The 13,127-nt window shown below is 42.2% G+C and carries 10 protein-coding genes; 5 read left to right on the top strand and 5 right to left on the bottom strand.

Annotation, left to right across the window (positions count from 1 at the left end; all coding sequences use genetic code 11):
* Positions 1-50 precede the first annotated feature (50 nt).
* Together hmpA and H3T75_RS03390 are read left to right on the top strand one after the other, a co-directional pair.
* Complete coding sequence (gene hmpA / locus H3T75_RS03395; RefSeq protein WP_198211046.1) at positions 51-1,268, top strand: NO-inducible flavohemoprotein; 1,218 nt, start codon at positions 51-53, stop codon at positions 1,266-1,268.
* 87 nt (positions 1,269-1,355) lie between these two features.
* Positions 1,356-1,805 carry an Rrf2 family transcriptional regulator gene (locus H3T75_RS03390; protein WP_084562594.1) on the top strand — a complete coding sequence of 150 codons (450 nt, stop codon included), beginning with the start codon at positions 1,356-1,358 and terminating at the stop codon, positions 1,803-1,805.
* 41 nt (positions 1,806-1,846) lie between these two features.
* Here the strand turns inward: H3T75_RS03390 and H3T75_RS03385 are convergent, their stop codons facing one another.
* From H3T75_RS03385 to H3T75_RS03370, 4 genes are all read right to left on the bottom strand, one after another.
* Positions 1,847-3,034, bottom strand: a complete 1,188-nt coding sequence (locus H3T75_RS03385; protein WP_198211045.1) for an LD-carboxypeptidase — start codon at positions 3,032-3,034, stop codon at positions 1,847-1,849.
* 217 nt (positions 3,035-3,251) lie between these two features.
* Complete coding sequence (locus H3T75_RS03380) at positions 3,252-4,694, bottom strand: aminoacyl-histidine dipeptidase (protein ID WP_198211044.1); 1,443 nt, start codon at positions 4,692-4,694, stop codon at positions 3,252-3,254.
* Positions 4,695-4,766: 72 nt separating this feature from the next.
* Positions 4,767-5,504, bottom strand: coding sequence for a bifunctional demethylmenaquinone methyltransferase/2-methoxy-6-polyprenyl-1,4-benzoquinol methylase UbiE (gene ubiE / locus H3T75_RS03375; RefSeq protein WP_198211043.1), 738 nt, complete (start codon positions 5,502-5,504; stop codon positions 4,767-4,769).
* A 69-nt stretch (positions 5,505-5,573) separates the two neighbouring features.
* The gene (locus tag H3T75_RS03370) at positions 5,574-5,960 is read right to left on the bottom strand and encodes a gamma-butyrobetaine hydroxylase-like domain-containing protein (RefSeq protein ID WP_232346179.1); all 387 of its coding nucleotides are present in this window, start codon (positions 5,958-5,960) and stop codon (positions 5,574-5,576) included.
* A 144-nt stretch (positions 5,961-6,104) separates the two neighbouring features.
* On the opposite strand from H3T75_RS03370, the gene nadE reads away from it, so the two are divergent.
* The gene (nadE, locus tag H3T75_RS03365) at positions 6,105-6,896 is read left to right on the top strand and encodes an NAD(+) synthase (protein WP_198211042.1); all 792 of its coding nucleotides are present in this window, start codon (positions 6,105-6,107) and stop codon (positions 6,894-6,896) included.
* Positions 6,897-7,043: 147 nt separating this feature from the next.
* Here the strand turns inward: nadE and H3T75_RS03360 are convergent, their stop codons facing one another.
* A complete protein-coding gene (locus tag H3T75_RS03360) occupies positions 7,044-8,762 on the bottom strand; it encodes a proline--tRNA ligase (RefSeq protein ID WP_198211041.1) in 1,719 nt (572 codons plus the stop codon).
* A 124-nt stretch (positions 8,763-8,886) separates the two neighbouring features.
* Between H3T75_RS03360 and hemG the strand changes: the two genes are divergently transcribed.
* Entirely contained in the window at positions 8,887-9,444 is a 558-nt protein-coding gene (hemG, locus tag H3T75_RS03355) for a menaquinone-dependent protoporphyrinogen IX dehydrogenase (protein WP_198211040.1), read from the top strand.
* A gap of 760 nt (positions 9,445-10,204) precedes the next feature.
* Entirely contained in the window at positions 10,205-12,973 is a 2,769-nt protein-coding gene (locus H3T75_RS03350; protein WP_198211039.1) for a calcium-binding protein, read from the top strand.
* The last annotated feature ends 154 nt before the right edge of the window (positions 12,974-13,127 follow it).

Below are 13,127 nucleotides of genomic sequence, written 5' to 3'. Positions count from 1 at the left end.
ATGTATTTTATATACATATTAAATTACATAAAATTTTCGGGAGAACAATCATGCAACTTACTACCAGACAAATTGAACTGGTTCAGTCTACTATTCCAACCCTAAAGGAACACGGCGTTGAACTAACCCGATACTTTTACAACAGGATGCTCACCAATAACCCCGACCTGAAAGAAATATTTAACCTTGGCAACCAGCGCAATGATGCGCAACCACATGCACTGGCCAGTGCAGTACTGGCTTATGCTCAAAACATTACCAAATTACAGAACCTCGGCGATGCAGTTAGTCAGATCGCTCACCGGCATGTCAGTCTGGATATTCAGCCGGATCAATATCCAATTGTTGGTACTAATCTGCTGCACTCCATCAGTGAAGTATTGAACGTCCCTATGGAAAGCGAACTGATAGAAGCATGGACTGCCGCTTATCAGCAACTGGCCGACATACTTATTACCACAGAAGCAAATCTATACAACAAACAAAATAAAACTGAAGGCGGCTGGAATGGTTGGAAAAAATTTAAAATAGTTGATAAGCAGATTGAAAGCAGCGAGATTACCTCTTTTTATCTGCAACCGGCAGACAATAGTCCGCTGCCGGAGTATAAGCCCGGTCAGTATATTTCCGTTCGGGTTATGGTACCTCAGCTAGGCATCCGGCAACCGCGTCAGTACTCACTTTCCGATAGCAATCACCCGAACTATTTCCGCATCAGCGTCAAAAAAGAAATTGGTGACCAACAACATGCTGAAGGTTATGTGTCTACAACTCTGCATGAGCATTACCAGATCGGTGATGAACTGGAAGTAACCAACCCGACAGGTACTTTTATACTGCACCATCCGCATAAAAATACTGTTCTGATTAGCGCAGGTGTTGGTATCACACCCATGATTGCTATTCTGAATACCCTTGCTGCAGAAAAAAATCCGCATCAGCATATCAGTTTTATTCATGCCTGCCGCAACAGTAATGTACTGGCAATGCACCAGCATATCACCGAATTGCAGCAAAGCATGCCTAACCTGCACAGCTATCTGGCCTGTGAAAACCCGGGTAAAGAATTAGCAGCAGATAAAATTGGTCGTCTGAATTTATCCGAACTGGACAGCTCACTACTGCCTGCTGATGCAGACTATTATATTTGCGGCCCGATAGAGTTTATGCATACACAATATCAGGCTCTGCGTGATTTACAAATACCACAAAACCAGATTTTCATGGAATTGTTTGGTACAGGCGGATTCAGCCAGCTGGCAGCATAATAACCATTTTGAAATTATTTAAACGAAATCTTTTCATGGCAGCTGAAAACAGGCAAAATTGACCTTCCATTAGTCTGACAGTCTGCCATGCAATTAAACCGTTTTACCGATTTAGGCTTACGCGTATTATTAGCTTTACAATACCTGCCTGAGAACAAACTTTCTACCGTAGAAAGTCTGGCCAGACAGCTCAGCGTATCTAAAAATCATCTGGTAAAAATTGTATATTTCATGGCACAGAGCGGCTGGATTGATTCCTTTAAGGGCAGAAAAGGCGGTATAAAACTGGCTGCCTCCAGCTATCAGCTCAAACTGGGTGATATTGTTCAGGCACTGGAACTAGCCTCATCAGAGACCCCTCATTTAATTAACTGCCGGCAACCCCCATGCTCAATGGCAGAGTTTTGCTATCTTCCCCGACTATTCAGCGAAGCGCAGCAAGCCTTTTATCATTCCCTGAACCGCTATACCCTCAGTCAACTCAAGGCTCCGGCTGACAATCAGGCAATTATCAAATGGCTGGAGCAGCCAGAATAAATCAGCTGAAAACTCAAGCTGACAAATTACTGCCAGAATAATTACATCGTATCTTCGGTTTCAGATGAAGAATCATTAGCAGGCGCAGTAGATCCGTTAAGTAGTCCCTCAACGGCAGGCGGTTGCGGAAGCAGCGTATTTAAAGCCAGTACAGAAGGATTCAAAACCGGATAATCACTGAAATCAATCTGATAACCACCATTATTGGTAGAATACAAACTTGCTTTGGCGCCCAGGGGAAAGGTAACCTTATCGGTAATATGCCCGAAAGGAAATCCAGTTAGTACCGGAACCTTTGTCAGCCTTGCCATCGTCTGAATCACAGAATTCAAAGTATAACTACTGTCATAGACATCACGAATCGAGCCCATACGGAAATTACCCAGAATAATTGCCTGCTGTCGTGCAAGTACTCCGCTCAGATACAATGTCTGAAGCATGCGTTCTATCCGGTATGGCTGTTCACCCACATCTTCAATAAACAAAATACCGCCATTCACCTGTGGCATAAATTGAGAGCCGGCGAGCGCAGACAACACACTCAGATTGCCTCCCCACAAAATACCCTCAGCCCGTATTTGATAATTCTGCATATCGGCAACTGTAACCGACATTTTCGGATTACAGCTGTTCTCAATAAAAGAACGGGTGGTAAATAAACTTATCTGTGGTTTGCCAAACTCGCTATACAGCATTGGTCCGGCAAAGCTGCACATTTTCCCCTGAGCCAGCAATGCCAGTTGCACAGCAGTAACATCACTGTAGCCATACAGTAATGTGCCCTGCTCACGCATTCTTGCACCCAGAGAAGACCAGTTAACCAGAGGCAGAATACGCATCGCCCCGTATCCGCCACGCAGCCCCATCAGCACCTTCGGTACAGGTACCCGGCCGATAGCAACATCCTGCAAATCTGCAGCGCGCTCAGCATCACTGCCGGAAAAACGCTGATAGCGACGCATAAACGCCTGCTGATTACTCACGGCAAAACCGGCTATAGCCAGACGCTGGGCTGCCAGCTCACTCCGGCTGACACTTTCACCAAATCCGGAACAGGCAAAAATACGCATAGTATTAAGATTATTATTGGTTTGCACAGGTACTTTAGGTGTTGATGCTGTTTTGACGTCAGGCTTCGGATTGCTGCGACAAGCCTGCAACAGACCGGCACCTGCAAAAGCAGCGCCGGCACGCAGAAAATTACGACGGCTATTTTGTTGAGTATCCATAAAACTCACTTCCTGATCCGGCAGATTGTCCGGACAAAAATATATGGGCCATTGTAAAAGTAATTCATTCTGATTAACAATAGTCAGAACCAAAATTATTTATGCCGGTACAAACCGGCTAAGGCTTACTATATCCCTGTTTACAAAGAATAGCAGCAAAAAAATAGCAAAAAGGCATGTCACTGCCATGCCTTTTCAGTACCAACCGACAACCTGATTACTGCCGTGGCGGTATAGATTTGAGTAAATCCAGCAAAACAGACCAGCATTCAGCCACAGCTTTAATTTCTACCCGCTCTTTAGGAGAATGTGCTGCACGTATTGTCGGTCCGAATGACACCATATCCAGATGAGGTGCTTTACCACTGAGAATCCCGCATTCCAGTCCGGCATGAATAATCTGCAACGGTGGCTGTTTACCATAGTGACGGGCAAAAATAGTGCTGGTTAGTTTCAGTAAAGGAGAGTCTGCATTCGGTGCCCAGCCCGGATAATCTGCTGTTAACTCCAGATTTACCCCGGCCATCCGCGCCAATGCAGCCAGACGTAAACTGAACTCATCTTTAGGTGTTTCCAGAAGCGAACGCATCAGACAATGTATCAGTAAACCATCGGTTCCGGTTTTCACTTCCCCCATATTAGAAGAAGTTTCCACAATCCCCTTAAACTGCTCACTCATGCGCATTACACCATTGGGCACAGCCAGCAGCAAATCAAGCGCTTTCTGAGTACTTTCCAAAGTAGCGGCCTGAGTCAGATCCTCTGCCGGTAAAACTTCAATATCCAACTGTGTTTCTTCTGCCCATTCTGCAGCAATAACAGCAGCAATTGGTGCAACAGCTGCACGAGCTGTATCAGCGTCCAGACCAATCACAGCCTGAGCCTCACGTGTGATTACATTGCGCAGCTCGCCACCCTGCCATGAACCCAGAGCAAAAGGTATCTGTGCATACAGACCAGACAGCACTCGTGCCAGCAATACATTGGCATTGGCATGATTTTTATCAATATCCACGCCCGAATGACCACCGCGTAAACCGGACACCCGAACAGTACATGCAGACAGCTTACCGGCTTGCCAGTTCAGAGGTAAGGTCATACTGGCATCACGACCACCTGCACAACCAATAAAAATCTCACCCGCTTCTTCGGTATCAAGATTAATCAGATAGGGCATCTGCAACCAATCGGCACTTAGCGCTTCTGCTCCGCCCATACCAATTTCTTCTTCAACCGTAACAATCAGGGTTAATTCAGGATGCGCAATACCTTCACTGAATATTACTGCCAGCCCCATAGCCAGACCGATACCATTATCAGCACCGAGGGTCGTGTCATTAGCCCAAACCCAGCCATCTTTAATCTGGGTCTGCACCGGATCACGCTGAAAATCATGCTGCGAATCAGCACCTTTTTGTGCCACCATATCCATATGCGCCTGAATGGCTACCGGCACACAATTTTCCATACCTGGTGTGGCAGGTTTGCAAATACGCAAATTTCCCTTAGCATCAATATCTGTTTTCAGACCATGTTCTTGTGCTGCCTTAACCAGCATTTCCCGCACAGTCTGTTCATGAAATGTCGGACGCGGTACCGCACACAAACGCGCAAACCACTGCCATACCAGCTGCGGCTGTAATTGTTCAATTTCACTCATAACATTATCCAGTCACATATAAAACAAATCAGGCCACCATATGGCAGCCTGAACACAGTGTCAACTGACAAACTAAAACTTAATCCCTTTATGCAAAGCCACCACGCCAGCGGTTAAATTATGATAATTCACACTATCAAATCCTACATCCAGCATCATTTTTCTTAACGTTTCCTGATCAGGATGCATACGGATTGATTCTGCCAGATACTGATAGCTGTCTGCATCTTTAGCAATCAGCTTACCCATCAGCGGCAGCATCTTAAATGAATATAAATCATAAACCGGCTTGAGCGGCTTGAATACATGCGAAAATTCCAGCACCAGCAAAGTACCGCCGGGTTGTAAAACGCGATACATTTCAGCCAGTGCCACTTCTTTATGCGTCATATTACGCAAACCAAACGATACCGACACCAGATTAAAATAATTATCCGGAAAAGGCAGTTTTTCTGCATCACACAGCGCCACCGGCAATGCCAGCCCTTCATTAAGTAAACGATCCCGGCCCACTGTCAGCATAGAAGAATTAATATCAGTAAGCCAGACTTCACCGCTACGTCCTACCCGTCTGGCCCAGCCGCGCGACAAATCACCTGAACCACCGGCAATATCCAGTACCTTATCGCCTTTACGTACCGGAGCTGTGGTAATGGTAAAGTGCTTCCAGATCCGGTGTAAACCGCCGGACATCACATCATTCATCACATCATAGTTTTTGGCCACCGAATGGAATACACCGGCAACACGACCCGCTTTTTCATCTTCATCAACAGTTTGATAACCAAAATGAGTTTTGTGATCGCTCATACCACACTTTCAGAATTAAATATTGCCCAAATAAACTTATCCGGCTGCCTGCATCCGAATAACCGCAAATCAGTCGGGGTCACGGCTGGCGCCGGCAAGAAGTAACTGCTTTTCATAACCAGCCCAGAGTTCTGCCTGACGAACAGCCAGATCATACAAATAATCCCAGTCGTACAACCCTGTATCATGTCCGTCTGAAAATGCAATACGCAAAGCATAATTACCAACCTGAGACAAAGCAGTAATCGTTACATCACGCTTACCTGTCTGTAATACTTCCTGCCCCGCTGCGTGGCCGCGCACTTCAGCACTGGGTGAAAATACCCGCAGAAACTCAGCCTCAAGCTCATATGTTTTTGCTCCGTAGACCAGCCGTAATCTCTGCCGGTTCTGACTTAAGCGGATTTCAGCTGGCACCATATCCTGCATATAACTATTTTTTCCGTCACAAGACATTAACAAACTATACCTATTCTAACCTAATATACCACTTACTGCCCAATCAGATTACATACATAAGCCGGCAGCAACAGACCCTTTGCAAGGCAAAGCTTAAAGAAGTATATTAATCCTGCTCAATAATCAGCGAAAGAATACACCATGCAAACAACAGCCATCATTGAATATATTGTTAACTGGTTACGTGATTATGCCACTAAGGCAAAATGCAAAGGTTTTGTTGTAGGCGTTTCCGGCGGTATCGATTCTGCCGTAGTCTCAACTCTTGCCGCCAGAACAGGCTTGCCCACATTAGTACTGGAACTGCCTATTCATCAGAAAGTTAATCAGATAGCACGGGCACAGGAGCATATTCGTCAGCTGAAAAGCCGTTATAACAACATAGAAGAACACTGGGTAGACCTTACCCGCACCTTTGATTCATTTACCATGGCGGTAGACATTGGTGACAATAAAGATGAACAAACCCAGCTGGCACTGGCCAATGCACGCAGCCGCCTGCGCATGATTGCACTATATTACTACGCTCAGGAACGCGGCCTGCTTGTGGTCGGAACCGGTAATAAAGTAGAAGATTTCGGCGTCGGGTTCTTTACCAAATACGGCGATGGCGGTGTAGATCTCAGCCCGATTGCCGATCTGCTTAAAAGTCAGGTATATACACTGGCTGAAGAGCTGAACATAGATCAGAATATTATTGATGCTCCGCCTACGGATGGATTATGGGATGCGGATAAAACCGATGAAGAGCAGATTGGTGCAACCTATCCTGAGCTCGAATGGGCAATGAGTGTCTACGATACCCATAAAATAGACGATTTTACCGGCCGCGAGCGCGAAGTATTTGCTATTTATGAACGTTATCATCGTGCCATGCAGCATAAAATCAACCCGATTCCGGTATGCAAGATTCCGGGCGAATTACTTAAATAATAGAAAAAACCAGATTGCAAAATCTGGTTTTTTATTCAGTAATCTCTAAACTGCAACCATAATTACATTATCAAACCAGATTATTATTTTTAAAAATAATCAGCCAAAACCAGACGCACAACGTCCGGTCTGTACACATTTGAAATATTAATTATGGCTGAATAAAGCACAAATATGCGGCACTACTGCATCAACGGCCAGCTCAGTAGCTTCAGTATCCCTGCGTGCCTGATACTCTACCTTACCCTCTTTCAGACCACGGTCACCAATCACAATCCGGTGCGGAATACCAATTAGCTCAGAATCATGCAGTAATACACCGGAACGTTCATCACGATCATCCAGCAGCACATCTATTCCGGCCTGCTGCAATTGCGCATACAAATTATCTGCGGCAGCTTTTACATCAGCTGACTTTTTATAATTCATCGGCACAATCACCACCGTAAACGGTGCCATAGCTTCGGTCCAGATAATACCGCGTTCATCATTATTCTGTTCAATTGCCGCAGCAATCACACGCGTAATCCCGATACCATAACACCCCATTTCCAGCACAACATTTTTACCGTTCTGATCCAGAACAGTAGCCTGCATAGCTTCAGAATACTTAGTCCGTAACTGGAATACATGGCCAACCTCAATTCCGCGAGCCAGCTTCAGACTTCCGGTTCCGCATGGACTAGGATCACCGGCGATTACTTCGCGTAAATCAGCAAATTCCGGTTCTGCTGCATCACGGCCAAAATTAAAGCCTGTGTAATGATGATCGTCTTCATTAGCACCAATTACCCAGTCTGCAGATTTTGCAGTAGCAAAATCGGCGTATACCTTACCCTTAAAGCCCACAGGACCAAGCGAACCACCATGTGCGCCATTGAAAGCTGCTTCAATAGCTGCCACAGAAGCCATAGTTAACGGTGCTTTTACTCCTGCCAGCTTCTCAGCCTTGATTTCATTCAAAAGATGATCTCCGCGAACCAGCAGCAATACTACCGTTCCCTCTTCTTCACCCTCAACAACCAGCGATTTCAGAGTCTGCTCAACCGGAATATTTAAAAATGCTACTAAATCTTCAATACTGCGTACATTCGGCGTGTGAACTTTGCTTAAAGCCTGCCCTGCACTCCGGCGCTCTCCTGATAATGGCAAAGTAGCAGCCAGCTCAACATTAGCTGCATAGTCAGATGTATCACTATAGGCAATAACATCCTCACCACTTTCCGCCAGAACCTGAAACTCATGCGAACCCGTTCCGCCAATACTGCCGGTATCTGCTGCCACAGGACGATAATCCAGTCCCAGCCGGTCAAAAACGCGGCAATAGGCATCAAACATATCCCGATAAGTCTGTTGCAATGATTCAAATGAAGTATGGAATGAATAAGCATCTTTCATAACAAACTCACGGGCACGCATTACCCCGAACCGTGGCCGTACCTCATCCCTGAATTTAGTCTGAATATGATAAAAATTCAGTGGCAACTGCTTGTAGCTGCGAATTTCACTGCGCACAATATCCGTAATTACTTCCTCACAAGTCGGCCCCATACAGAACTCACGTTCGTGACGATCAGTAATACGCAATAATTCCTTACCATAAAATGCCCAGCGACCGCTTTCCTGCCACAATTCAGCCGGCTGAACTACCGGCATCAGCAATTCAATCGAACCGGCACGATTCATCTCTTCCCGCACAATATGTTCAACCTTGCGCAGTACCCGTAACCCCATCGGCATCCATGTATACAATCCGCTGGCCAGACGCCGGATCATCCCGGTACGCAGCATAAGCTTATGGCTGGCCAACTCCGCTTCGGCCGGAGCCTCTTTTAATGTTGAAATATAAAACTGACTGGCTTTCATATATATCTCCAAAAACAGCCGCCATTGTACCAGCCTCCGCGTAGTAAAAAAGCCAATATCTTGTACCTGAATAAACAAAATCAGCTTTAAATAATTACCCTGAGTAAAAACCGGCAGACGTGATATGATAAGTCTTATTTATCTGAATCCGTGCACCATGAAATATCTGCTTGTATACAGCAGCCGTTTTGGCTATACCCTTAAAATTGCCCAGACACTTGAAGCGCAATGGACTGCTGCCGGTATCACGGTTGATATGGTTAATCTGGCAGATGAGCCGTTTATTCAGCAGGGAGAATACGATAAAATTATTATTGGTGCCTCTATCCGGTACGGACACTACGCTTCTCAGCTGGCACCCTGGATAGAACGCCATCAGCAAATCCTCAACAACACCCCAAGTGCCTTTTTCAGCGTCAGCATACTGGCAAACAAACCTCATCGCAGTACACCGCAAACACATACCTACACACGTAAATTTTTTACCAAAAGCCCATGGCGCCCTCAGTTAATTGGAATTTTTGCCGGAGAGCTGCACTATGCCAAATACAACCTGCTCGACCGCTACATGATGCGTCTGGTTATGAAACTGAATAAAGGTGAAACCCATCTGGATGCCCATATTGAATATACCGACTGGCAAAAGGTACGGAATTTCGGTGAAGAAGTACTCAAGTTATAAAACATTACAATAGCATTATCCACAAAAAATTGATATCCGTTTCGATCAGCTTAACACTCATATTCTTATAAGTATTTATATAAATACTAATATTTGCTTTATCTAAATCTAATCTTTTAATTAAAAGACTATAAATAATGGATTATAAAAATCTCAGTATTATGAAATTTAAATTTAATACTGATTACTAATTCACTATTTTTAATAATATCATTTTTTATATATAAAATTTAATTTTAAATTATTTTCATGTAAAAAATCTCAAATAAATATTTTTTAGAACTTAATATTTAATCGGTATTATTTAGACAATTGAATTATATTTATACGTTCTGACATTATATTGATTTTATATTTAAATATTTTTAATGTATTAAAAATATTTTACCTAAATGTTTTAAAGTAAATTTCCTTATATTTAGATATAGTAACAGTAGAAAATTTAAAAACAAAATTCATAAATATATAAATCAACCTATCTTTTTATGGTTATCAATACACAATTAAATATGAACCTGAAACAATATCAAAGTAAATAAAAATACAACAGTTTTAAACAGATACAGACAAAATATAAATCAAAATATATAATTATAAATTAATAAATTTTAATATATAAATATTATAGTTTATTATCTACCGCAACAAATTAGTAAATTATTAATATTTATATTTAAAAAAAACATATTATTTAAATTATAAAATATTTACATACAAATAATTTTAATATTTATTTTTGAAAACCTATATGGAGCTAGAAATGATTAAAACTGTTAAAAAAATACAAACCGGGAGCGACTGGACAAAAGATCGCTATGTTTTCCAGCCGGGTCATGGACAGAGCATCATACAAGATAAAGGTAATGAATATGATGTATCTCAGTACAATGATCTTATTTTTCAGCAGGCTAAAGCAGCTAATGCTATTTTCACTCGTTCCGGTAATGATCTGGTAATCAAAGCATATGGTGCAACAGATGCTGTTATCCTGCCGGATTATTTTAACACTGATAATGCTGATAGCCGTGCTTTCAATTTTATCTTTGCCGATAAAGTTTTATATCGCAATGATATCGCAGCGATGACATTCACACTGGATGGCACTAATGGCGATGATGTCCTGCATGGGTGGGATAGTAACGATATTATTAATGGCGGAGCTGGTAATGATATTCTGTATGGCGGAAACGGCGACGATACTCTTAACGGAGGTACCGGTAACGACAAACTATATGGCGGCAATGGTAACGATATTCTTAATGGCGGCGATGGCGACGACTATATCGTTGGCGAACATGGTGATAATGTACTTATAGGCGGCAACGGTAACGATATTCTGCTTGGTAGTGATGATGGCTATGATGTCCTGATTGGCGGGACTGGTAATGATGTTCTGGCTGGTGGTGAAGGTAAAGACCTTTATATCTTTCAGACAGGCCACGGTAATGACATTATCTACGATAAAAGCTCGTCCTCTGATAGTAATAGTTATAATGATGTTAAGTTTGAAAAAGCCTTTGCTGCAGATGCCAGATTCAGCCGTTCTGGAAACGATTTAGTCATACAGGCTTATGGCAATAATGATTCAGTTACTCTTAGCGATTTCTTTATCACTCATAACTCATATACACGTTCATTTAATTTTATCTTTGAAGATAAAACATTAACTGCAGTCGATATTGCAAAAATGACATTTATCATAAATGGTACTAACGGTGATGATGAACTGCAGGGATGGGACAGCAACGATATCATTAATGGCGGACTGGGTAATGACAGGCTGTACGGCGGATATGGAAATGATATTCTTAACGGCGGCGATGGAAATGACTTTCTTAGCGGTGATAATGGTAATGACTATTTAGATGGCGGAAACGGTGACGATTATATCGATGGCGGAGATGGAAATGACATTCTTATCGGCGGTAATGGTAACGATACGCTGATTGGCAATACCGGATATGACATTCTTGACGGTGGTACAGGTAATGATATTCTAAATGGCGGTGATTGGGAAAAAGATCGTTATATTTTTCAGTCAGGACACGGTCAGGACATTATTAATGATAAAGGTTATGAAGACAGAAATCATGAAAAGTACAACGATGTTGTATTTGAAAATGCGTTCATCAAAGATGCCATTTTCAGCCGTTCAGGAAATAATTTAATTATCAGAGCTTATGGTAATCAGGATTCGGTTACTCTTACAGACTTCTTTAAACCAGATAGTACAGACACACGCGCTTTTAACTTTATCTTTGCGGATATCACTCTTCCGGCGGAAGCAATTGCCCAGATGACATTGGTTCTGAATGGTACTGATGGTAATGATGTACTACATGGCTGGGATAGTAACGATATTATTAATGGCGGGCTGGGTGATGATATTCTGTATGGCGGTAACGGCGACGATATACTCAACGGCGAAGCCGGCAATGACAAGCTATACGGCGGCAATGGTAACGATATTCTTAATGGCGGCGACGGTGACGATTACCTGGAAGACACCCAGGGAGATAATATTTTTATTGGCGGCAATGGTAACGATATCCTGCTGGGAGGAGACGGCTACGATGTTATGATTGGTGGTACTGGTAATGATGTTATGGCTGGCGGTGAAGGAAAAGACCTCTATATCTTTCAGACAGGTCACGGTAATGACATTATCAATGATAAAAGCTTATCTTCCGATTGCAATAACTATAATGATGTTAAATTTGAAAAAGCTTTTGCTGCTGATGCCAGATTCAGCCGTTCAGGAAACAATTTAGTCATACAGGCTTATGGCAATAATGATTCAGTTACTCTTACTGATTTCTTCATCTCCGGTTATGCAAATACACGTGCATTTAATTTTATCTTTGAAGATAAAACAATAACTACAATTGATATTGCAAAAATGACATTTGTACTAGAGGGTACTGATAATGATGATGTACTTACCGGCTGGGACAGTAATGATATTATCAATGGTAAAAAAGGAAATGATATTCTTTATGGCGGTAAGGGCAACGATTACATTTATGGAGGACAGGGTAACGATACCCTTTATGGTGAAGAAGGTAATGATTCACTTTTTGGAGAAGAAGGTTACGATATACTGAATGGCGGTGCCGGCGATGATTATCTTTTCGGCGGTAACTTTGAAAAAGATTTATATGTTTTCAACGCTAATCATGGCAGAGATGTTGTTGAAGATATAGCAATAAACCGACAACAAGGCGATATTCTTGCCTTCAAAGACTATAGCAGCAGAGAATTATGGTTTAGTCAAAACGGAAATGATTTAATTATCGGTCATATCGGTACTTCTGATCAGGTTACTGTAAAAAGCTGGTTTGTTTCTGAATATAACCGTCAGTATAGTATAACCACTGCTGATGGTAAGGAAATTTATGCTTCACAAGTTGAACAGTTAGTAAATGCCATGTCGAGTTTTACTGCGAGTACTCATGATATTGCCACGACAGATAATCAAAAAATGCAATTTAATCAGCAGGCAATTATTTCTTCATATTGGGGAAATTAATTTATAAATAGTTATTTATTTATAATATCTGCTTCTCAAGGAATCCATCTTACGGATTCCTTTTTCATTATTAGTTGATATCTGATTTTATATTTTTTATGAAATATTAAAGTATTTATTTAAATAAATAAAATGTTATACAAAAACAGGCTTT

Origin of the sequence: Snodgrassella sp. W8135 (assembly GCF_016101225.1) — a bacterium.
Taxonomy (GTDB): Bacteria; Pseudomonadota; Gammaproteobacteria; order Burkholderiales; family Neisseriaceae; genus Snodgrassella; species Snodgrassella alvi.
Note: the sequence above shows the minus strand (reverse complement) of the source record. Positions and strands in the feature narration are given on the sequence as shown.

Bases quoted from the DNA above. Each gene is read 5' to 3' on its own strand.
- hmpA (WP_198211046.1), top strand. From the start codon at position 51: ATGCAACTTACTACCAGACAAATTGAACTGGTTCAGTCTACTATTCCA.
- H3T75_RS03390 (WP_084562594.1), top strand. From the start codon at position 1,356: ATGCAATTAAACCGTTTTACCGATTTAGGCTTACGCGTATTATTAGCT.
- H3T75_RS03385 (WP_198211045.1), bottom strand. From the start codon at position 3,034: ATGGATACTCAACAAAATAGCCGTCGTAATTTTCTGCGTGCCGGCGCT.
- H3T75_RS03380 (WP_198211044.1), bottom strand. From the start codon at position 4,694: ATGAGTGAAATTGAACAATTACAGCCGCAGCTGGTATGGCAGTGGTTT.
- ubiE (WP_198211043.1), bottom strand. From the start codon at position 5,504: ATGAGCGATCACAAAACTCATTTTGGTTATCAAACTGTTGATGAAGAT.
- H3T75_RS03370 (WP_232346179.1), bottom strand. From the start codon at position 5,960: ATGTCTTGTGACGGAAAAAATAGTTATATGCAGGATATGGTGCCAGCT.
- nadE (WP_198211042.1), top strand. From the start codon at position 6,105: ATGCAAACAACAGCCATCATTGAATATATTGTTAACTGGTTACGTGAT.
- H3T75_RS03360 (WP_198211041.1), bottom strand. From the start codon at position 8,762: ATGAAAGCCAGTCAGTTTTATATTTCAACATTAAAAGAGGCTCCGGCC.
- hemG (WP_198211040.1), top strand. From the start codon at position 8,887: ATGATAAGTCTTATTTATCTGAATCCGTGCACCATGAAATATCTGCTT.
- H3T75_RS03350 (WP_198211039.1), top strand. From the start codon at position 10,205: ATGATTAAAACTGTTAAAAAAATACAAACCGGGAGCGACTGGACAAAA.